Here is a 20056-nt window from a genome sequence, read left to right as displayed (position 1 = left end):
TGACGTGGATACACCGCTGCGCTCAGGCGTGCTGCACAAAAGTGAGACGCAGCGCAAAACCGATCAACAGACTGCCGAATAACCACTGCTGCATACGTTGTGCCGAGCGATTACGTGCCAGCCAGCGGCCGATGCGTGCGCCGGCCAGGGCGTAGCAACAATCGAAGACGAAACCGACACTCACCAGGATCACGCCCAGCAACGCAAATTGCCCCGCCACCGGGCCGCTTTGCGGGTTGATGAATTGCGGCAGCAGCACCGAGCAGAACAACAGGGCCTTGGGGTTGAGCAGATTGGTCAGCAGGCCGCGTTGAAAGGCCGCGCGCCAGGCATGGGCTGGCGGGGCGCCGTGAGAGGCTTCGAGCGCTGGCAGCATATTGGTGCGCAGGCATTGCACGCCCAGCCATAACAGATAGGCCGCGCCACCCAGGCGCACCACATCAAAGGTCCATGGCGCCACCTTGAACAAGGTCGCCAGCCCCATGCCTGCCAACGCCACGTGGCACGCCCGCGCTAGTCCCAAACCGATTGCCGTGGTCAGCGCCAATGCCTTGCCCTGGCGCGCGCCGGTTTGCAGCAACAAGATCATGTCCGGCCCCGGCAGCAGATACACCACCGACAGCGCCACCAAAAATAACCAGAGCTGCGCCATGTTTCACCCCCTTCAATTGTCGGCTAATTCTAGGGCGGGAGGGCGAGGCAGGTGCTTGCGTAGTCAGCTAGAAAAGCGTCTAGTCTTGGCACTATCTGCCACTTATAAAGCCAGCGACCATTCATTTATGCCAAATCTAAAACTCGATGCCTTTGACCGCAAGATTCTTGAAGCCCTGCAACGGGACGGGCGCCTGAGCAATGTGCAACTGGCTGATGAGATCGGCCTGTCTGCCTCACCTTGCTTGCGGCGCGTGCGGCTGTTGGAAGAGGCCGGGGTGATTCGCGGCTATCAGGCGACGCTGGATCGCGATGAAGTCGGCTTGGGCATGATGGTGTTTGTCGGCGTGAAGGTGGAACGGCATAACGACACCGAGGCGAATGCGTTTCGTGAGGCGGTGACGGCGTTGCCCGAGGTGATCTCGGCTTTTTTAGTGTCGGGCGAGTCGGATTTTCTATTGCAGGTGGTGGTGCCGGATTTGCGTGGGTATGAGCGGTTTGTTACTGGGAGCCTGCTGAAGCTGCCGGGCGTGAGGGATATCCGCAGCAACTTCGCGATCCAGACCGTGAAAACCCCAGGCGCCTTGCCCCTGGGGCATTTGCCAGGCTGAATACTTGGAAACACCGCAAAACAACCGTGGGAGCTGGCTTGCCTGCGATAGAGGTGTATCAGTCAACAGATGAGTTGCTGACCCACCGCCATCGCAGGCAAGCCAGCTCCCACAGTTGATCCGCTTTGGGCTTGAGGGTGTATTTCTCAGGTCCACCAGTACCGCACTAGGTGAAAGAAAATCGGCGCGGCAAAACACACTGAATCCAGCCGATCCAGCATGCCGCCGTGCCCTTCGATCATATGCCCCCAATCCTTCACGCCGCGGTCGCGCTTGATGGCTGACATCACAATGCCGCCGGCAAACCCGAGCAGGTTGATCAGCAGCGCGATCAAGAACGACTGCCACGGGTTAAACGGCGTGGTCCACCACAGCGCTGCGCCGATCAGGGAGGACAGCAGAATCCCGCCAACAAAGCCTTCGACGGTTTTGGACGGTGACAGGTTGGGCGCGATCTTGTGTTTGCCGAACAGCTTGCCGCACACGTACTGCAGCACGTCCGACAGTTGCACCACGATCACCAGGTAGGCGATCAGCAACAGGTTGCGGCCTTCGTAGCCAGGGATGTCGAGGGTCAGCAGGGCCGGTACGAACGACACGCAGAACACTGCGATCATCAGGCCCCATTGCACCTTCGATGCGCGTTCCAGGAAGTGTGTGCTGTCGCCGCCCAGCGAAGCGAGGATCGGCAGCAGCAGGAACAGGTACACCGGGATGAAGATCGAGAACAGCCCGTACCAGTCGGCATAGATCAGCAGGTATTGCAGCGGCAACGCCAGGTAGAACGCGGCCACCAGCGCCGGGTAGTCACTGCGGCGGGTTGGGGTGAGGGTGAGGAACTCGCGCAGGGCGTAGAACGACACCGCGTAGAACAGCAGGATCACCGCGCCGGTGCCGAGCCAGAAGGCGATGCCAATCACCACCACCATCACCCACCAGGCGTTGATGCGGGCGTTGAGGTTGTCGATTACCGCATTCGGCGTGCCACGGGTGCGCAGCTTGAGGATCAGGCCGATCAGCGAGGCGAGCACCAGGATGGCGCCGATTCCGCCGAACAACATCAGGGTTTGGCTATCCATGTCAGACATGCTCCGGGGCAAGGGCGAGCAGGGCGTCGCGGGTGCGGGCGAGGAAGGCGGATTTGTCTTCGTCGTCTTCCAATTGCAGCGGCGCGCCGAAGCTCGTGGTGCACAACAAAGGCAGCGGCAAGACCCGGCCCTTGGGCATGACCCGGTTGAGGTTGGCGATCCACACCGGAATCAGTTCCGCCTGTGGGTAACTTTTTGCCAGGTGATACAAGCCGCTCTTGAAGGGCAGCAAGCCGTCTTCGAGATTGCGCGTGCCCTCGGGGAAGATGATCAACGAGTCACCGCCTTCCAGCGCGGCGAGCATGGGCTGCAAAGGGTTATCCACAGGGTCTTTGCGTTCGCGATCGATCAGCACGCCGTTGAACACGCGGTTGATGATGTAGCGGCGCAGCGCGCTTTTGTTCCAGTAGTCGCTGCCGGCCACCGGGCGCGTGAATTTGCGCAGGTTCTGTGGCAACGACGCCCACACCAGCACAAAGTCGCCGTGGCTGCTGTGGTTGGCAAAATAGATGCGTTGCACCGGCACCGGCGCGCAACCCAGCCACAGGCTGCGGGCGCCGGTCACGGTGCGGGCCATTGAGGTAATCAGGGTGGCAACCACGGGTTCGAACATGGGGATTCCTTATCCGGCGAAAGGTAGCCAAGGGCTGGCGAGGATCACGGCCAGGGTCAGCAATACTTGCGCGCCCAAGAGCCAGGCTTGCTTGCGCAGCAGTTTGAGGGCGCCGCGACGGCGTTCGGTCCAAGGCCGGCCGACGCGTTTGGCCGATTGCAAGCCAAGGGTTTGCAGGGCTTGATCGAGGTCCGGGGTGCGCTCGGTGTCACGCGCCAGCAGGGCGAATAGATCCGCATCGAAGGCTACCCGCAGCGCCCAGTACTTTTGCAGCAGCCCGAGGGTAATCATCCACAGGCTGAGCAGCAGGCAGATCGGCGAAATACTCGCCAACAGCAGTTGGGCCAGGCCGAATAACACGCCGAGCAGCGTCAGGCCTGTGGATAACTGATCCAGCGAGCGGCCGCGACGCAGCAGGCTGGCAACCACTTGGAGTTCCATATCAGCGGGCATGGGCTAAACCCTCCAGAGCTTCACGGTGAGCGGGATGCAGGACCACGTTGGCGCGCGCTGTACGAATAACAGCCAGTGCCTCATCCACCGTTGCCGCGCGCCCGCTGTGCAGCAGCCACGCGGCGACGGCCGTGGCGCTGCGTGAATAGCCGAGGGCGCAACACACCAATAACGGCCCGCTTGCGCGCAGGCGTTCAATGGCCTGGGCGGCTTGCAGGCATTCGGCGGGTGTCGGCGCGATCAGGTCCAGCACGGGGACGCATTCATAAGAGCGGCCCTGTGGATTAATCGGTAATTCGGCGCACAGATCGACGATGGCCTTGAATGAACCTTGCTCACCCACCGTGGGGATTCGCCCAAGCCAAACGTTATCCACAACCAGGTCCGGCTGTGGATGTTTACGTGTCCACAGGCGCGAGTTGACCCACGCCGCCGCCAAGTAGGGCGCATACAGCCAGCGCGCGGCAGGCGTCAGGGTGCCGTCGGCGCGTTTCTGAAAGCCCGGCGCGCCGAGTACGAAGTAATTGGCCTTGACCAACCCCAGGGAAACCGCTGGCCACAGCAGCCACAGCCACCCACCGCCGAGCACCAACGCGAGAATCACCAAGGCCAAGGCGCCCAGGCCGTAGCGCACGCCTAGCCGCCAGCGTTTTCTATCCCGCGTAAGCCGCGCATTCAGCAGCGGGCTCGGGTGTTCCAACGGCCACAGCCACACGCAAACCCAGCCGGCGAGGGCGCCTGTGGGTAAGTCGATAAAGTGATGTTGATAAGTGGTCAGCACCGAAATACCGATCAACGCGAACCAACCGTGGACCACCCAGCGCCAAAAGCCTTGGCTGTGGCGCTGGTACATGATCCACAGGATCACCAACAGCGCGATGTGCAGCGATGGCGCCTGGTTGAATGGCTTGTCGAAGCCCGCCAGCACGGCAAACAGCCAGCCGAACACGCCATCCAGCTCCGGCCGTTCAAACGTGAAGCGCAGCGGCCAGATCAGGAAGCAGCTCACGGCAATTACCTGGGCCGTCAGCAGGCGCAACGCGTGTTGTTTCAGTTCATGGCGGCTATTGGGCAGCAGCAGGGAGAAGCCGTAGAGCAGGTCGATGGACCAGTAGGGCACGATGGTCCAGGCCCAGAACGGCATATGGGTTTCCCAGCCGAACACCAGCGTGCCGACGTCGCTGCGCTGGCTGGTGACCCAGGTGGCGAAGCCGTAGGTGCTGAAAAACAGCGGTGCCAACAGCAACAGCCACAGGACTGCAGGTTTCAATAAACCGGGTTCGCGCATGCTCAGATCTTCTGCGCCAGGGACACGGTGAAAATGCCCCACTCATCCACACGCTGGGTGATCTTGCGAAAGCCTGCCGCCTCGACCAGTTGATCCATCTCCGCCTGGCTGCGTCGGCGCATCACCCAGGCCTGGCCCTGGCGGTGGCTGGTCAACGCGCGGGCGATCAGTTCCAGTTGCGGGTGCCACGGCTGGCCGGTGTAGACCAGGTAGCCGCCGGGCTCCACGGCTTCGGCAAGACCGGCCAACGAGCCACCGACCATGGCGTTATCGGCAAACAATTCATACAGACCAGACACCACCGCCAACGTCGGCTTGGGGTCGAGCGCCGCCAGGTCCGCGCGATCAAACGCATCACCTTTGACGAACTGGGCGATATCCCCCAGGCCTTTCTCACGAATCAATGCGCTACCGTCACGCACGTTGATGTCGCTGTAGTCGCGCAGCAGGATCGATTCCGGCAACGGCGACACACCCTGCAAGGCTTCCAGAATGTAGCGGCCGTGGCCCGCAGCGATGTCGACAATGCGCACTTCGCGATCATCGCTGCGCAACTTGGCCATGGCCAGGCGCAGCAGTTCTTCGACGTTCAACTTGCGCTGGCGAATGCCGCGCCAGCCGATGGAGTTGAGGTAGTTGGTGTCGATCATCCGCCCCAACCCGCCCTTGCCGGTGGGAGTGTTGCGGTACACATAGTCGAGGGTGCTGCCGGAGTCGAAGCCGGTGTCGAAGCCCAGCTTCACCCCGTCCGACAAGTTCTTGCCCAGGCCCATGCTGGCGCGGGTCATGCGCCAGTACAGGTCGCGCAGGGAATTGCGCGGCAGCGGCGCGGCGAGGGATTCGGACTCGGCGCAGGTGGCGCCGAGTTTGTCGGCGTCGAGTAGGGCGGCACGGTCCAGCGGGTGGGCAAAGTTCTGCAGGATAAAGCGCTTGGCGCTGCTCACGGCCACGGCGCGGTCGCGCTCGCCGAGGGTGTCGTGGAAGAAGCCGGGCAGGATGTGCAGTTCTTTTTTCAGGCTGCCGAGGCGGTCGAAAAATTGCTGCTGGGGTTTGCGGTGCACCACAAAGTCGGAGCCGGAGATCAGCAGTTGGGTCGGCACCTGGATCGCCTGGGCATCGGCTACAACGCGGTCGGCGGCTTCGTACAGGCCAAGCAGCACATTCACCGAAATCGCCTTGGTGATCAGCGGGTCGCTGTCGTAGGACGCCACGCGTTCAGGGTCATGGCTGAGGAACTTGGCCTTGACGTAGCTGTTGACGAAAAAGTTGCCGCGAAACTTGCGCATCAACGCCAGGCCCGGCCGTGCGAACGGCACGTAGAGCTTGACCTTGAAGGCCGGGGAGGCGAGCACCAACGCGCGGATTTTCGGCGCGTAATCGTGCACCCACGTGGCCGCGATCACTGCACCGACGCTTTGGGCGATCACTGCGCTATTTTCTTCTTCAATGCCGTAAGTGGCGCCGATGTGGTCGCGAAAGGTCTGCACGTCGCGGGCACTGGTGGCGAAGCTGGGGCTGTCACCGCGTGCGCCGGGGGATTGACCGTGACCACGAGCGTCCCAGGCGAAGAAGTCGAACTGCGGCAGGTCGAGTTCATCGACCAAGTGGGCAATACGCCCCGAATGCTCGTGGCCGCGATGGAACAGCAGGATCGCCTTGCGCGGCTCATCGCCAAGCGGCGCGGTGGCCGGCCAGTGCCGGTAGAAAAGCTCGACGCCATCGTGGGTACTGAAGCTGTGCTCTTGCTGTTCGCGCATCGCAAATTCCTTATGCAGAAGGGGACGTCGTTTCTTTAAGGCCTTGGCGTACACGGTTGACCAAGGTGTAGGCGAGCAGGGCGGCAACCAGCCACATCACCGTGTCGACCCAACCCGCGCCGAGCCAGCCCAAGGCCACGCCGGTGGCCAACACGCCGAGTACAAACGCGCGATCACTCTTGCCCATCGGGCCGTCGTAGCGCCGCGACGCACCGACCATTGGCCCGAGCACACCAGCGTATTCGCTGAACACCGCCAGCAACGTGACCAGCAGCACCGGCGCCAGGCTCACGCCGGGGATTAATGCAAAGGGCAGGATCAGCGCGCTGTCGGCGATCACGTCGCACAGTTCATTGAGGTAGGCGCCCAGGCGCGACTGCTGGCCGAATTCGCGGGCGAGCATGCCGTCAATGGCGTTGAGGGCCATGCGCAGGATCATCCACAGCGGGATCAGCGCAAACAGCCAGAGGTGTTGGGCAAAGCCTGCGATCAGCAAGCCGACCAACAAGGAAACCAAGCCAGCCAGCACGGTGATCTGGTTGGCAGTGGTGCCGTTGTCGTAGAGACGTTGCACCAGAGGGCGCAGCAGGTTTTGAAAACGCGGCTTGAGCTGATAGATCGAAATCATGAGAGGTGACGCTTCCTAGTCCATGGACCCGCGAAAAACTGTTTGGAGTGTGCCGATTTATCCGTGCTTACACCAGTGATGGCTCGTGTTTCTGGGGGGTTAGTCACGATCTCGAATGCAATGAAGGACAAATGTGGGAGCGGGCTTGCCCGCGATAGCGGTGTATCAGACTAAACATCGATAAGCGGCAGACCGCCATCGCGAGCAAGCCCGCTGCCACAGGGGGTTTGTGGTGTTTTCGAACAAAAATTTCACGCTGCGTGTTATATCGTAACGAATTGTGTGCGAGCGGGCGTTGAGTGGATGCAAGTGGATCTAGAAGCTGACGGCGCTTCGGTGGAAGGCCTGCCGCGTTTTCAGCAGGGGCTGTTTCATGCCCGTCGATTGCGCCAGGCCGGTATCAGCCTGACGGCGCTGGCCGTTTCCGGTTGGGTGCTGGCGTTGTTTGTCGCCCTGTTTGCGCCGCTGTCGATCTGGCCGGTGGTGCTGATCAACTGCGCGTCGGCCTTGTGGGTGTTGGTGGCGGGCCTGCAGTCGGCATGGTGGGTCGCCGATTGGCGGGCCCTGGCGCTGGAAGAACCGACGGTTGAGTTGATCGAACCGCCCGTTGAAGACGCCGGCTGGTACGCGCGATTTGTCGCACGTTTTGGCCGCGGCCTGCTGGCGCAGATTGGCGCGCCGGTGTTGTGGCTGAGCGGCTGGTCGTTGCTGGCGTTGGTCAGCATTATCGAGTTCTGGAACCTGGCGCTGCCCGCTGCGGCTGTGGGGCAATCGGCGAGTATTGGCGCTGCGTTGGGGCTGGCATTGGCCTTTGGTTTGTTGGTGTTCGAGCGCCGCCTGGCTCAGGAAACCGCCGCGCAATGGCCGGAGGCGTCACAGCTGGCGCAGTTGAGCCGGGTGGCGATTGCCTGTTTGGTGGTCAGTGCGATCTGCCTGCTGTTTGCCGGCGCGGAATCTGTTTGGCCATTGCGCCTGGCCGTGCTGATCGGCCTGCTGCCCGGGCTGGTCGCCGTGGAGTTTTTGCTCAGGGCCGTACTGTCGTTGTTCAGCCCACGCCAGCCGCGCCTCGAACCGCGCTTGATGGCGCAAAGTTTTATCGCCGACTTGCTGCGCTGGCCGCCACGACCCTTGCTGGCGTTGCAGCACGAATTGCACAACCGCTTCGGCATCGACCTGCGCCAGATCTGGGCGTTTACCTACATGCGCAGGGCTTTCCTGCCGGTGTTGCTGGTGGTGCTGGCGGTCGGCTGGGCGCTGACCGGTGTGCATGAAGTGCCCCTGCAAGGCCGTGGGATTTATGAGCGCTTCGGCAAACCGGTGGAAGTGTTCGGCCCTGGCTTGCATGCCGGGTTGCCCTGGCCGTTGGGCCGCGTCATCAACATCGAAAATGGCGTGGTGCATGAACTGGCCACCAGCGTCAGCGACGGCTCCCCACCTGAGCTGGTTTCTGCTGAAGGCCCGGCGCCACTGATCGCCAACCGGCTGTGGGACGCCAGCCATGTGAATGACAAAGCCCAGGTAATTGCCAGCAGCAGCGGCGACAAGCAGAGCTTCCAGATCGTCAATATGGACGTGCGTTTCGTCTACCGCATTGGCCTGACTGATCAGGCCGCGCTGGCCGCCACCTATAACAGCGCGGATGTGCCGACGCTGATCCGCAGCACCGCCAGCCGTATCCTGGTTCACGATTTTGCCTCGCGCACCCTCGACGAATTGCTCGGTGAGCAACGCACCCAACTGGCCGATGAAATCGGCCGCTCGGTGCAGGCGGATTTGCAGAAACTCAACAGTGGCGTAGAAATTTTAGCCACGGTGGTGGAAGCGATTCACCCACCGGCCGGCGCCGCCAATGCCTACCACGCCGTGCAGGCTGCCCAGATCGGCGCCCAGGCGCTGATCTCCCGCGAGCGCGGCGCCGCCAGCGAACAGACCAACCAAGCCTTGCTGCAAGCCAGCACCGCGCGCGATCAGGCGTTGGCCACCGCGCGCGAAGTGAATGCCGGTGCCCAAGCGGCCGACCTGCGTTTTACCGCTGAGCAAAAGGCCTACGCCGCTGCAGGCCAGGCCTTCGTGCTGGAACAGTACCTCGGCCAACTCAGCCAAGGCTTGGCCCACGCCAAGCTGCTTATTCTGGATCACCGCCTAGGCGCCGATGGCGCACCGACGATTGATCTGCGTTCTTTTACTTTGCCGGCCGACCCGATGGCGCCGCGTAAAGCCGTTCAATAAGGAGTCTGTCTGTTGAGCGCTCATTCTCACGATCACGGTCATCATCACGGCCACCACCATCACCACCACGGTGATGAGCAAGCGGCTGGCCCGTTCCCTTGGCGGCGCATGGCCTGGGCGGTGTTGCTGGTGCTGTTTGCGGTAGCAGCCGCCAGCCTGGTGCAGGTGCGTTCCGGCGAAGCCACGGTGATTACGCGGTTCGGCAACCCGTCGCGGGTGCTGCTGGAACCGGGCCTGGGCTGGCGCTGGCCGGCGCCGTTCGAAGCGGCGATCCCGGTGGACCTGCGCTTGCGCACCACCTCCAGCGGTTTGCAGGATGTGGGCACTCGCGATGGCCTGCGCATCATCGTGCAAGCCTATGTGGCGTGGCAGGTGCAGGGTGATGCCGACAATGTGCAGCGCTTTATGCGTGCGGTGCAGAACCAGCCGGATGAAGCGGCGCGGCAGATTCGCACGTTCGTCGGCTCGGCGCTGGAAACCACCGCCGCGAGTTTCGACCTGTCCAGCCTGATCAACACCGACGCCAGCCAAGTGCGCATCACTGATTTCGAGGCGCAGTTGCGCCAGCAGATTGATCAACAATTGCTCACCACTTATGGCGTGCGCGTGGTGCAAGTCGGTGTCGAGCGCCTGACGCTGCCGTCGGTGACGCTCACCGCCACCGTCGACCGCATGCGTGCCGAGCGCGAAACCATCGCCACCGAGCGCACGGCCGTGGGCAAACGTGAAGCGGCGCAGATTCGCTCCGCCGCCGAGCGTGATGCGCGCATCGTGCAGGCTGATGCCACCGTGAAAGCCGCCGACATCGAGGCGCAGTCGCGGGTCGAAGCCGCACAGATTTATGGGCGTGCCTACGCCGGTAATCCGCAGCTGTATAACTTGCTGCGCTCGCTGGACACTTTGGGCACGGTGGTGACGCCGGGCACCAAGATCATCCTGCGCACCGACGCTGCGCCGTTCCGCGCGCTGGTCGATGGGCCGAAGGATGTTCAACCATGAGTGAGCGTGACAGCCCGGACAGCCCATGGATCCAGGCTGGGCGCCTGACCTTCCTGGCGTTGTACGCGGTGACCGTGTTGGCGGCGTTGGCCTGGGCGTTTTCCAATGTGCGCCAGATCGACCCGCAGAACCGTGCGGTGGTGTTGCACTTCGGCGCGCTGGACCGTATTCAAAATGCCGGGTTGCTGCTGGCGTGGCCGCAGCCGTTCGAGCACGTGGTGCTGTTGCCAGCGGCGGACCGCGTGATCGAACGTCGCGTGGAGAACCTTCTGCGTTCCGACGCGGCAACGCAGGCCGACCGCGTGGCCAGTTTTGCCACGCCGTTAAGCGACGCACTGGCCGGCTCCGGCTACCTGCTGACCGGCGATGCTGGGGTGGTGCAGCTGGATGTGCGGGTGTTTTACAAGGTCACCGAACCCTACGCGTTTGTGCTGCAAGGCGAGCATGTGCTGCCGGCGTTGGACCGCCTGGTGACGCGCAGCGCCGTGGCCCTGACGGCCGCGCGCGATCTGGACACGATTCTGGTGGCGCGCCCGGAATTGATCGGCAGCGATAATGGCGCCGCCGAGCGTCGTGAGCGGCTGCGTGGTGATCTGGTGCAAGGCATCAATAAGCGTCTGGCGGAGTTGGCTTCCACCGGTTTGGGACTGGGCATCGAAGTGACCCGTGTCGATGTGCAATCGAGCCTGCCGGGCCCGGCGGTGAATGCATTCAACGCAGTGCTGACTGCCAGCCAGCAAGCCGACAAAGCCGTGGCCAATGCGCGTACCGACGCGGAAAAACTCACCCAAACCGCCACCCAAGAGGCCGACCGCGTGGTGCAAGTCGCCCACGCCCAGGCCAGTGAGCGCCTGGCCAATGCCCAGGCGCAAACCGCCACCGTCGCAAGCCTGGCCCAGGTCAAAGACCCGGGCTTGATGCTACGGCTGTACCGCGAGCGCCTGCCGAAGATTCTTGGCCAGGCCGGTTCCGTGACCACGGTCGATCCTAAAGACGACTCCCGTTTGATCATTCAGGGAGCCGAACAATGAGCGCGCCTATGCTGACGTCCGCCGAGCAGCGCAGTGCTGCCCGGCAATTGACCCTGGCCATGTTGGCGTTGGGCTTGCTGGTATTGGGGTTGGTGTGGCGCTGGCTGGCGCCGGACCAGAACGGTGTGAGCCAACTGCTGCTTGGGGTCGCCTCCTTACTGGTGGCCGTGCCGGTGATGCGCTCGGCCTGGTACAGCCTGCGTTACCCGAGCCTGCATGGCATCACCGACCAGTTGATCGCCCTGGCGATGATTGGCGCGTGGGCCACGGGCGACCTGCTGACCGCCGCCTTGCTGCCGATCATCATGATTTTCGGCCATGTGCTGGAAGAGCGCAGCGTCATCGGCTCCCAGGAAGCGATTCATGCGCTGGGCAAGCTGACCCGCAGCCACGCGCGTTTGGTGCAGGCTGACGGCAGCATTGTGGAAGTGGATAACGGCACGCTGAACACGGGCGATATCGTCGAAGTGCGTGCCGGTGACCGCGTGCCCGCCGATGGCGTGGTGCTGTCGGGCCAGGCGAGCCTGGACACGGCGCCCATTACGGGTGAGTCGGTGCCGCTGGAAGCCAGTGTCGGCGTGCAGGTGTTTGGTGGCGCGATCAACCTCGACGGTTTGCTGCGCCTTGAAGTGACCCGTACGGGTAATGAATCGACCTTGGGCAAGGTTATCGCGCTGATGCAGAACGCCGAGCGTTCCAAGCCGCCGATCACGCGGCTGCTAGAGCGTTACGCCGGCAGCTATATGGTGCTGGTATTGCTGCTGGCGGCGGTGACCTGGTTTGTGACCAATGACGCGCAGGCTATGCTCGCCGTGCTGGTGGCGGCGTGCCCGTGTGCGTTGGTGCTGTCGGCACCGGCCACGGCGATTGCCGGGATTGCGGTGGCGGCGCGGCACGGGATTTTGATTCGCAGCTCGGCGTTCCTCGAAGAGCTGGCGGACCTGACGTCGTTGGTTGTGGATAAGACCGGCACGCTGACTTTTGGCACGCTGCGCCTGCAATCTGTCGAAACCACGGCGCCGGATCGGCAGGTGCTGCTGAACCTGGCGGCCAGCCTGGGTTCGGCCAGCAGTCACCCGGTCAGCCGTGCGCTGGCGGGGTTGGCGACGCAGGAACAAATGCTGGGGCTCACGGATATCCGCGAACGTCAGGGGCTTGGCGTGGTGGCGCAGACCGAGCAGGGCGAAGCGGCCTTGGGGCGCCCGGAGTTGTTTGAGCAACTGGGTATTACCACTACCGCAGTCCCGAACCATGACGGGCCGACTGCCGGGTTGGCACTGAACGGGCAATTTCTCGCCTGGCTGTTGCTGGCTGACAGCGTCAAGCCGGAAGCGCGTCAGGCACTGCAAGAACTGCGGGACTTGGGCCTGGGCCGCCAACTGCTGCTGACCGGCGACCGTCAAAGCGTGGCGGACAGCCTGGCGCTGGACGTGGGCATCAGCGACGTCGAAGCCCAGGCGCTGCCGGAAGACAAACTCAACCGCGTGCTGGGGGAAATCAGCAGCGGCTTCCGCCCGATGGTGGTCGGTGACGGTATCAACGACTCGCTGGCGCTCAAGGCGGGCGTGGTCGGCGTGGCGATGGGCGCGGGCGGGGCGGACATTGCACTCGCTTCGGCGGATGTGGTGTTGATCGGTAGCGATCTGCGCCGCCTGGGCACCTGTGTGCGTTTGAGTCGCCAGTGCCGCCATACGTTGCAGGTCAACGTGATCATCGGTTTGGGTTGGACCTTGGCCATCGTCGTGTTCGCCGCGTTTGGCTGGCTGGGGGCCGCAGGCGCGATGATTGCGGCGGTGTTGCATAACCTCAGCACCTTGCTGGTACTGGGCAACGCCGGGCGTTTGCTGCGCTTTCAGGAGCCGCTTTTGAAGCTCGACGATTAATTTTAGAAATATTTGCACACGGCTGTAACGCGGATAAGGGACCTCACTCTAGTGGTATGTCGAGACTGAACAATCCGTTCAGACCGGCTCCACTACCGATCATGAGGAATACACGATGAACATCAAATCCGCTGCTGCTGGTGCCGCCCTCGCAATGGCCGCCGCTACTATGTTTGCTGGTGTTGCCACTCAGGCTCAAGCCGCTGATACCGCTGTGCATTGCTATGGCGTCAACGCTTGCAAAGGCCAGAACGACTGCAAAACCAAAGACCACGCGTGCAAAGGTCAGGGTTCTTGCAAAGGCCAGGGCTTCCTCTCCATGAGCAAAGCCATGTGCGACCAGAAAGGCGGCACCGTCGGCGAATAACCGGCAACCAAGTGCACCCGCAGCGGATGCCCCCCACCGCTGCGGACACTTTGCCTTGGAGTGAGTCATGTCCGCGTCCCTTCCAAGTCTGGGTTACGGCCTGGGTTTACGCAGTGAGTACTACCAGCAGATCCTTGAACAATCGCCGGCCGTGGATTGGTTCGAAGTGATCTCCGAGAATTATCTGGTCCAGGGCGGTAAAGCCTTGTATTACCTGGACGCGATAGCCGAGCGTTATCCCTTGGTGATGCACGGTGTGTCCCTGTCCATCGGTGGGCCGCATGCCCTCGATATCGATTACCTCAAACAAATCAAACAGCTCGCCGAGCGCATTCAGCCCGCGTGGATTTCCGATCACCTGTGCTGGAGCCGTGGCAGTGCGCACCAATTGCACGACTTGCTGCCACTGCCTTACACCGAAGAAAGCCTTTATCACGTAGCCGGCCGCGTGCGCCAAGTGCAGGACGTGTTACAGCGCCCGTTAGTATTGGAAAATGTCTCCAGCTACGTGCGCTCCAAGGCGGATGAATTCACCGAGTGGGAATTCCTCAATGCCTTGGCTCATCTCACGGGCTGCCAGCTGTTGCTGGACGTCAACAATGTGTATGTCAGCTCGCGTAATCACGGGTTCGACGCCTGGACCTTTATCCGCAGCCTGCCGCCCGAAAGCATTCGCCAGCTGCACTTGGCCGGGCATATGGATTACGGCGATTACGTGGTCGATACCCACGACCATCCGGTCTGCGACCCGGTGTGGGCGCTTTATCAGCAAACGCTGGAGCTGTTGGGGCCGGTGTCGACGTTGTTGGAGCGCGATGACCATTTCCCACCTTTCGAAGAGCTGCTCACCGAGCTGAGCAAGGCCCGTGAACTGGGCGCTGCCGCGTTGGCCAGGAGGGCGTTATGCGCCTGATTGATTGGCAGCTGGCCTTTGAACAGCATCTATTGTGCGAAACCTCGGTGGCCAACCATTGTTTTGCCGCCGCCTTGCTGGGCGGGCCGACCCTGGACGTGGACACGGGCCTGGCGATTTATCACAACGCCTATGTCGCCCGACTGCAAGAAGTGTTGCGGCATGACTTCGGCGCCATCTGGTATTGGCTGGGGGACGATGAATTCGCGTTACTGACACACGCCTATGTGCGGCGTTATCCGTCTGCCCATTACAGCCTGCGATGGCTGGGCGAGCGGTTCCCGGCGTTTCTCGTTGAGCATCTGGTGGCTGAGCAAAGCGCGCCGCTGGCCGAGCTGGCGCGGTTGGAGTGGGCGTTTACCCTGGCCTTTGACGCGCCGCAGGGCGAGCCGCTGAGCCTGAATGACATGGCGCAATTGGCACCCGAAGACTGGCCGGGTTTGCAGGTCACCCTGGCGCCGTCGGTGCAGCAGGTGCTGTGCCATTTCAACAGCGTGGCGATCTGGCGAGCCAGCAAAGATGAGTCGGATTTCCCTGACAGCCAGGCATTGGAATTGGCGCAGATTTGCCTGGTGTGGCGTCACCAGAACGTGTGCCATTACCGCAGCCTGGAGCCGGCCGAAGCCTGCGCGTTGGCGGGAATGGTGACCACTGGCTGGAGTTTTTCAGAACTGTGCGCAGAGTTGGCAGTCACTACTGGAGAGGGTGCGCCACTGCAAGCGGTTACGTGGCTGAAACAGTGGATCCAGGACGGTTTGCTCGAGCGACGAGGCCTATAGAATAGCGCTATCAATTCGATAGCCTCCTACTTTGTCTTCGGATGGTCTACCCTCAAACCAGACGTCTGAAACAAGGGGGATTACTCATGCTCGCGCAACTTCCACCGGCCTTACAGAATCTTAAGCTACCGCTACGTCTTCGACTCTGGGACGGCCATGAATTCAACTTGGGCCCCGAGCCCAGTGTGACCATCGTGGTGAAGGACCCCACGTTTGTGTCCAGTCTGACCCATCCAACGCTCGACTCATTGGGCGAAGCCTTCGTCGAGGGCAAATTGGAGCTGGAAGGCTCCATCACCGAAGTGATCCGGGTGTGTGACGAGTTGAGTCACGCCCTGATTGATGACGACGAGGGGAGTCGTCCGGTGCGCTCGATCCACGACAAGGCCACTGACGCAGCGGCCATTTCCTACCATTACGACCTGTCCAACGAGTTCTACCAGCTGTGGCTGGACCAGGACATGGCGTACTCCTGCGGTTATTTCGAAACCGGCAGCGAATCCATCGATCAAGCTCAACAAGACAAATTTCGCCATCTGTGCCGCAAGTTGCGCTTGCAGCCGGGTGAGTATTTGCTCGACGTAGGCTGCGGTTGGGGCGGGCTGGCGCGGTTTGCGGCGCGTGAGTTCGGGGTCAAAGTGTTTGGCATCACCCTGAGCAAGGAACAACTGGAGTTGGCCCGGGAACGGGTCAAAGCCGAGGGCCTGGAAGGCCAGGTGGACCTGCAACTGCTCGACTACCGCGACCTGCCGCAAGACGGTCGTTTCGACAAAGTGGTGAGCGTGGGCATGTTTGAACACGTCGGCCACGCCAACCTGGCGCAGTACTGCAAGGTCCTGTTTGGCGCAGTGCGTGAAGGCGGCCTGGTGATGAACCACGGCATTACTGCTAAACACATCGACGGCCGCCCAGTTGGCCGTGGCGCCGGGGAGTTTATCGAGCGTTATGTGTTCCCCAACGGCGAGCTGCCGCACCTGGCGATGATGACGGCGGAAATCAGCGAGGTCGGGCTGGAAGTGGTCGACGTCGAAAGCCTGCGCCTGCACTACGCGCGCACGCTGGACCATTGGAGCGAGCGCCTGGAAGACAACCTGGAAGCGGCGGCGAAGAGGGTGCCGGAGCAAGCGTTACGCATCTGGCGGCTGTATTTGGCGGGTTGCGCGTATGCGTTTGCGCGGGGCTGGATCAATTTGCACCAGATATTGGCGGTAAAACCGCATGCCGATGGCAGCCATGAACTGCCGTGGACGCGGGAAGATATCTACCGCTGACTTAGGAACACAGAAGGTCTAAAAAACGTGGGAGCTGGCTTGCCAGCTCCCACGTTTGTTCTGTTGTGTTCAGAGGATGGGTGAAATAAGCCGTGCTACCCGCATGCCCAGATGTTGCAGGCGGCGGGTCTCAAGGCTTTCCTCCTGGCTGACTTCATGGGCCAAGGCGAAGTCATCCAGCAGCATCTGCTCCACCTCGCTGGCAAAGGCTTCATCGACCGTCAGCAACATCACTTCAAAATTCAGCCGGAACGAACGGTTGTCCATGTTCGCACTGCCGATGGCGCTGATTTCGCTGTCCACCAACACCACTTTCTGATGCAGGAAGCCCGGCTTGTAGCGGAACACCCGCACGCCGGCGCGTACCGCTTCGATCGCATACAGGCTGGAAGCGGCATAGACGATGCGGTGGTCCGGCCGCGACGGCAGCAGTAGGCGCACATCCACGCCGCGCAGCACCGCCAGGCGCAGGGCCGCGAACACGGCTTCATCGGGCACGAAATACGGGCTGGTGATCCACACCCGCTCGGTCGCTGCGTGAATGGCCTCGACGAAAAACAGTGAGCAGGTTTCATACGGGTCGGCCGGCCCACTGGCGAGCAACTGGCAGAGCACACCGTCTTCGGGGTAAGCGTCCGGCAGGATCAGCGGCGGCAATTCCCGTGCGGCCCAGAACCAGTCTTCGGCAAACGACTCCTGCAGGCACGCCACTACAGGGCCTGTGACCTGCACATGGGTATCGCGCCACGGTGCCAGCGGTGGCTTTTTGCCCAAGTACTCATCACCGACATTATGCCCACCGACAAACCCGGTGATGCCGTCCACCACCACGATCTTGCGGTGGTTGCGGAAGTTGACCTGAAAGCGATTGAGCCAACCGCTGCGGGTGGCGAACGCTTTGACTTTGACCCCAGCGTCGCGCAGCGACTGCACATAACTGTAGGGCAGGGCGTGGCTGCCGATGCGGTCGTAGAGCACGTAAATATCTACGCCTTCGGCAGCTTTTTCCTTCAGCAAGGCATGCAACTGCCTGCCAAGATCGTCGTCATGAATGATGAAGAACTGGAACAGCACGGCGGTCTTGGCGTTGCGAATCGCCTCGAAAATCGCGCTGAACGTGGCTTCGCCATTGATCAGCAAGCGCACTTCATTGTTGGCCAGGCACGGCATGCGGCCCAGCTTGGGCATGGCGCGCAGGGACGCGTAGGCGCTGGAGTTGCGCGCGGCCAGGGCTTCTTCGACCCAAGGGCGCCAGTTCAGCTCGGTAATGGCGGTGTGCATTTCCTGGTTGGCTTGGCGACGGGCCTGGATGTACGCGTCGAAGGTGCTGCGGCCGAAGATCAGGTAAGGGATCAGCGTCAGGTAGGGCATGAACATCAGCGACAAGGCCCAGGCGATAGAGCCTTGGGCGGTCCTGACGGTCAGCACTGCGTGGATCGCGGCCAGAGTCCCGAGAAAATGCAGCGTGGCAATGAAGTAGGCGAGCAGGTGCGGGCCAAAAAAATCCATGAACGACGTAACTCCAGGCAATCCAGTGCCTAACAGACCATGAACAGCGGTGAATGTCGCTATTTTATTTGCCGTGCAACACTGGCAACTTTACGGCGTCTAACGCCGACAATTACCCAGGAGTTACCCGATGAATGCTCGTCTGCTTGGTTTGGCCATGGTTGTTGGATTGACGCTGCCCGTGGCGGCTCAGGCGCAGATGCTGGCGCCGGGCTTGTGGGAATTGACCACCAGCAATATGAAAGTCGATAACCAGGACTTGCCGGACCTGTCGCTGATCCTCGGTCAGCTCAAGCAACAGATGACGCCTGAACAGCGCGCCATGCTCGAAAAGCAGGGCATCACCATGGCGGGTAAAGGCGTGCAGGTGTGCCTCACGCCCGCCCAGGTTGCTTCTGATTCGATCCCGTTGACCGACCCTCAATCGGGCTGCAAACAGGAAGTGACCGACAAAACCGGCAACCAATGGAAATTCCGCTTCAGTTGTCCGAAAGCCCAAGGCACTGGCGTTGCGACCTTCCGGAGCCAGCAGGAATTCACCACCACCGTTAACGGCACTTTCAATGCCACCGGCATCCAGCAGAAGGGCAGCCTGGACACGCACGCCCAGTGGCTGGGCAACGATTGCGGTACGGTCAAACCCCGCGCTTAACGCAGAAAATGCAGGGGCAACCCCTGGCAACTGTCGACCACCTGGCCGTTGTGCCACGCCAGGTGGCCGGACACCAGCGTGGTGCTGACGCTGTGGCGAAAGCTGCGCTCGGCAAAGGGCGTCCAGCCGCAGCGCGCGAGGATCGGTTGGCTGCTGACGGGTTTGCCTTCGGGCTCGGGTTTGATCAGCACCAAGTCGGCCCAATAGCCTTCGCGTAGATAACCTCGGTCCGGGATGGCGAACAAGTCGGCCACACGGTGACTGGTCTTCGCCACCAGCGTGGTCAGCGGCAAATGCCCGTCGATCACCAACTCCAACAACGCCGGCAACGCGTGCTGCACCAGCGGCAGGCCTGACGGCGCTTCGCGATAGCCCAACTGTTTCTGCGCCCAGGTATGCGGCGCGTGATCACTGCCAATCACATCCAGACGGTCACTCAGCAGGGCCAGGCGCAGGGCGTCGCGGTCGGCGCGGGTCTTGATCGCCGGGTTGCATTTGATCTGGTGGCCGAGGCGGTGATAGTCGCGGTCATCGAACAGCAAGTGGTGCAGGCAGACCTCGGCGGTGATGCGTTTTTCCGATAAGGGTTTGTCCTCGAACAGGGCCAGCTCGCGGGCGCTGGTCAGGTGCAGCACGTGCAGGCGCGTGCCGTGACGCTTGGCCAGTTCCACCGCAAAAGACGATGAGCGATAACAGGCTTCGGCATCGCGGATCAGCGGGTGGGCGACGGCGGGAATGTGCTCGCCGAAGCGCTCACGCAGGCGCTGCTCGTTCGCCAGGATGCTCGGCGTGTGTTCGCAGTGGGCGAGGAGGATGGTCGGTACTTCGGCAAACAGCCGCTCCAGAATCCGCGGGTCGTCCACCAGCATGTTGCCGGTGGAGGCGCCCATGAACACTTTGACCCCGGCCACTTCGCGCGGGTCGAGGGCGGCGACGGTGTCCAGGTTGTCGTTGCTCACGCCAAAGTGAAAGCCGTAATTGGCCACCGAATTCAATGCGGCCCTTCGCTTCTTATCGGCCAGGGCTTGGAGGTTCAGGGTGGCGGGGTTGGTGTTGGGCATGTCCATGAAGCTGGTAATGCCACCGGCCACCGCCGCGCGGGACTCGCTGTAGAAACTGCCTTTGTCGGGCGCGCCAGGTTCGCGAAAGTGCACCTGGTCATCGATCATGCCGGGCAGCAGCCATTGACCCTGGGCGTCGATTTCTACCGGTTCGTTGTAGCCTTCGAGGCTGGCGGCAATCTTCTCGATGCGGCCGTTGGCGACCAGTACATCGGCATCGAACTCCCGGCCTTCATTCACCAGGCGGGCATTGCGAATCAGCAGGCGGCTCAT

At 62.0% G+C, this 20056-nt stretch carries 19 protein-coding genes; 10 read left to right on the top strand and 9 right to left on the bottom strand.

Annotated features, from left to right (window positions below; translation table 11 throughout):
* Positions 1–22: 22 nt before the first annotated feature.
* The gene (locus tag KZH41_RS00775; protein ID WP_263274216.1) at positions 23–652 is read right to left on the bottom strand and encodes a LysE family translocator; all 630 of its coding nucleotides are present in this window, start codon (positions 650–652) and stop codon (positions 23–25) included.
* Positions 653–779: 127 nt separating this feature from the next.
* Between KZH41_RS00775 and KZH41_RS00770 the strand changes: the two genes are divergently transcribed.
* Positions 780–1262 (top strand): Lrp/AsnC family transcriptional regulator, encoded by a 483-nt coding sequence (locus KZH41_RS00770; protein WP_016978705.1) that lies wholly within the window; start codon positions 780–782, stop codon positions 1260–1262.
* A 146-nt stretch (positions 1263–1408) separates the two neighbouring features.
* Here the strand turns inward: KZH41_RS00770 and KZH41_RS00765 are convergent, their stop codons facing one another.
* The 6 genes from KZH41_RS00765 to KZH41_RS00740 are packed head-to-tail and all read right to left on the bottom strand — an operon-like array spanning position 1409 to position 7089.
* Entirely contained in the window at positions 1409–2341 is a 933-nt protein-coding gene (locus KZH41_RS00765; protein ID WP_094949046.1) for a phosphatidate cytidylyltransferase, read from the bottom strand.
* A 1-nt stretch (position 2342) separates the two neighbouring features.
* The gene (locus KZH41_RS00760; RefSeq protein WP_094949045.1) at positions 2343–2963 is read right to left on the bottom strand and encodes a lysophospholipid acyltransferase family protein; all 621 of its coding nucleotides are present in this window, start codon (positions 2961–2963) and stop codon (positions 2343–2345) included.
* 9 nt (positions 2964–2972) lie between these two features.
* A complete protein-coding gene (locus tag KZH41_RS00755; RefSeq protein ID WP_263274215.1) occupies positions 2973–3416 on the bottom strand; it encodes a hypothetical protein in 444 nt (147 codons plus the stop codon).
* Complete coding sequence (locus KZH41_RS00750; RefSeq protein ID WP_263274214.1) at positions 3406–4704, bottom strand: phosphatase PAP2/dual specificity phosphatase family protein; 1299 nt, start codon at positions 4702–4704, stop codon at positions 3406–3408. The genes KZH41_RS00755 and KZH41_RS00750 overlap by 11 nt, the downstream gene beginning before the upstream one ends.
* A 2-nt stretch (positions 4705–4706) precedes the next feature.
* Complete coding sequence (locus KZH41_RS00745; RefSeq protein ID WP_242153581.1) at positions 4707–6461, bottom strand: bifunctional alpha/beta hydrolase/class I SAM-dependent methyltransferase; 1755 nt, start codon at positions 6459–6461, stop codon at positions 4707–4709.
* A gap of 10 nt (positions 6462–6471) precedes the next feature.
* Positions 6472–7089 (bottom strand): CDP-alcohol phosphatidyltransferase family protein, encoded by a 618-nt coding sequence (locus tag KZH41_RS00740; RefSeq protein ID WP_094949041.1) that lies wholly within the window; start codon positions 7087–7089, stop codon positions 6472–6474.
* Positions 7090–7392: 303 nt separating this feature from the next.
* Between KZH41_RS00740 and hflK (KZH41_RS00735) the strand changes: the two genes are divergently transcribed.
* The 8 genes from hflK (KZH41_RS00735) (at position 7393) to cfaB (ending at position 16561) form a co-directional block, all read left to right on the top strand.
* On the top strand, positions 7393–9318 hold the full coding sequence (hflK, locus tag KZH41_RS00735; RefSeq protein ID WP_263274213.1) for a protease modulator HflK: 1926 nt from the start codon (positions 7393–7395) through the stop codon (positions 9316–9318).
* Positions 9319–9327: 9 nt separating this feature from the next.
* Positions 9328–10317, top strand: coding sequence for a protease modulator HflC (gene hflC / locus KZH41_RS00730; protein WP_242156156.1), 990 nt, complete (start codon positions 9328–9330; stop codon positions 10315–10317).
* On the top strand, positions 10314–11348 hold the full coding sequence (gene hflK / locus KZH41_RS00725) for a protease modulator HflK (protein ID WP_263274212.1): 1035 nt from the start codon (positions 10314–10316) through the stop codon (positions 11346–11348). Before hflC ends, hflK (KZH41_RS00725) begins: the two co-directional genes overlap by 4 nt.
* Positions 11345–13231: a cation-translocating P-type ATPase gene (locus KZH41_RS00720; RefSeq protein ID WP_263274211.1), complete on the top strand. Its 1887-nt coding sequence runs from the start codon at positions 11345–11347 to the stop codon at positions 13229–13231. Before hflK (KZH41_RS00725) ends, KZH41_RS00720 begins: the two co-directional genes overlap by 4 nt.
* A 115-nt stretch (positions 13232–13346) precedes the next feature.
* On the top strand, positions 13347–13598 hold the full coding sequence (locus KZH41_RS00715; protein ID WP_094949036.1) for a hypothetical protein: 252 nt from the start codon (positions 13347–13349) through the stop codon (positions 13596–13598).
* A 67-nt stretch (positions 13599–13665) separates the two neighbouring features.
* Positions 13666–14511: a DUF692 domain-containing protein gene (locus KZH41_RS00710; RefSeq protein ID WP_094949035.1), complete on the top strand. Its 846-nt coding sequence runs from the start codon at positions 13666–13668 to the stop codon at positions 14509–14511.
* Positions 14502–15290: a DNA-binding domain-containing protein gene (locus KZH41_RS00705; protein ID WP_263274210.1), complete on the top strand. Its 789-nt coding sequence runs from the start codon at positions 14502–14504 to the stop codon at positions 15288–15290. The genes KZH41_RS00710 and KZH41_RS00705 overlap by 10 nt, the downstream gene beginning before the upstream one ends.
* Positions 15291–15376: 86 nt before the next feature.
* On the top strand, positions 15377–16561 hold the full coding sequence (gene cfaB / locus KZH41_RS00700) for a C17 cyclopropane fatty acid synthase CfaB (RefSeq protein ID WP_094949033.1): 1185 nt from the start codon (positions 15377–15379) through the stop codon (positions 16559–16561).
* A gap of 69 nt (positions 16562–16630) precedes the next feature.
* Here cfaB and cls read toward each other — a convergent pair whose 3' ends face one another.
* Positions 16631–18070 carry a cardiolipin synthase gene (cls, locus tag KZH41_RS00695; protein ID WP_094949032.1) on the bottom strand — a complete coding sequence of 480 codons (1440 nt, stop codon included), beginning with the start codon at positions 18068–18070 and terminating at the stop codon, positions 16631–16633.
* A 130-nt stretch (positions 18071–18200) separates the two neighbouring features.
* On the opposite strand from cls, the gene KZH41_RS00690 reads away from it, so the two are divergent.
* On the top strand, positions 18201–18722 hold the full coding sequence (locus tag KZH41_RS00690; RefSeq protein ID WP_094949031.1) for a DUF3617 domain-containing protein: 522 nt from the start codon (positions 18201–18203) through the stop codon (positions 18720–18722).
* Here the strand turns inward: KZH41_RS00690 and KZH41_RS00685 are convergent.
* Positions 18719–20056 carry a dihydroorotase gene (locus KZH41_RS00685; protein ID WP_094949030.1) on the bottom strand — a complete coding sequence of 446 codons (1338 nt, stop codon included), beginning with the start codon at positions 20054–20056 and terminating at the stop codon, positions 18719–18721. The genes KZH41_RS00690 and KZH41_RS00685 overlap by 4 nt on opposite strands.

Source organism: Pseudomonas sp. YeP6b (genome assembly GCF_025642995.1).
GTDB lineage: Bacteria > Pseudomonadota > Gammaproteobacteria > Pseudomonadales > Pseudomonadaceae > Aquipseudomonas.
Note: the sequence above shows the minus strand (reverse complement) of the source record. Positions and strands in the feature narration are given on the sequence as shown.

What these genes read in the sequence shown, in the direction of transcription:
- KZH41_RS00775 (WP_263274216.1), bottom strand. Translation starts at nt 652, where the DNA reads ATGGCGCAGCTCTGGTTATTTTTGGTGGCGCTGTCGGTGGTGTATCTG.
- KZH41_RS00770 (WP_016978705.1), top strand. Translation starts at nt 780, where the DNA reads ATGCCAAATCTAAAACTCGATGCCTTTGACCGCAAGATTCTTGAAGCC.
- KZH41_RS00765 (WP_094949046.1), bottom strand. Translation starts at nt 2,341, where the DNA reads ATGGATAGCCAAACCCTGATGTTGTTCGGCGGAATCGGCGCCATCCTG.
- KZH41_RS00760 (WP_094949045.1), bottom strand. Translation starts at nt 2,963, where the DNA reads ATGTTCGAACCCGTGGTTGCCACCCTGATTACCTCAATGGCCCGCACC.
- KZH41_RS00755 (WP_263274215.1), bottom strand. Translation starts at nt 3,416, where the DNA reads ATGCCCGCTGATATGGAACTCCAAGTGGTTGCCAGCCTGCTGCGTCGC.
- KZH41_RS00750 (WP_263274214.1), bottom strand. Translation starts at nt 4,704, where the DNA reads ATGCGCGAACCCGGTTTATTGAAACCTGCAGTCCTGTGGCTGTTGCTG.
- KZH41_RS00745 (WP_242153581.1), bottom strand. Translation starts at nt 6,461, where the DNA reads ATGCGCGAACAGCAAGAGCACAGCTTCAGTACCCACGATGGCGTCGAG.
- KZH41_RS00740 (WP_094949041.1), bottom strand. Translation starts at nt 7,089, where the DNA reads ATGATTTCGATCTATCAGCTCAAGCCGCGTTTTCAAAACCTGCTGCGC.
- hflK (WP_263274213.1), top strand. Translation starts at nt 7,393, where the DNA reads ATGCAAGTGGATCTAGAAGCTGACGGCGCTTCGGTGGAAGGCCTGCCG.
- hflK (WP_263274212.1), top strand. Translation starts at nt 10,314, where the DNA reads ATGAGTGAGCGTGACAGCCCGGACAGCCCATGGATCCAGGCTGGGCGC.
- KZH41_RS00720 (WP_263274211.1), top strand. Translation starts at nt 11,345, where the DNA reads ATGAGCGCGCCTATGCTGACGTCCGCCGAGCAGCGCAGTGCTGCCCGG.
- KZH41_RS00715 (WP_094949036.1), top strand. Translation starts at nt 13,347, where the DNA reads ATGAACATCAAATCCGCTGCTGCTGGTGCCGCCCTCGCAATGGCCGCC.
- KZH41_RS00710 (WP_094949035.1), top strand. Translation starts at nt 13,666, where the DNA reads ATGTCCGCGTCCCTTCCAAGTCTGGGTTACGGCCTGGGTTTACGCAGT.
- KZH41_RS00705 (WP_263274210.1), top strand. Translation starts at nt 14,502, where the DNA reads ATGCGCCTGATTGATTGGCAGCTGGCCTTTGAACAGCATCTATTGTGC.
- cfaB (WP_094949033.1), top strand. Translation starts at nt 15,377, where the DNA reads ATGCTCGCGCAACTTCCACCGGCCTTACAGAATCTTAAGCTACCGCTA.
- cls (WP_094949032.1), bottom strand. Translation starts at nt 18,070, where the DNA reads ATGGATTTTTTTGGCCCGCACCTGCTCGCCTACTTCATTGCCACGCTG.
- KZH41_RS00690 (WP_094949031.1), top strand. Translation starts at nt 18,201, where the DNA reads ATGAATGCTCGTCTGCTTGGTTTGGCCATGGTTGTTGGATTGACGCTG.
- KZH41_RS00685 (WP_094949030.1), bottom strand. Translation starts at nt 20,056, where the DNA reads ATGAGCCGCCTGCTGATTCGCAATGCCCGCCTGGTGAATGAAGGCCGG.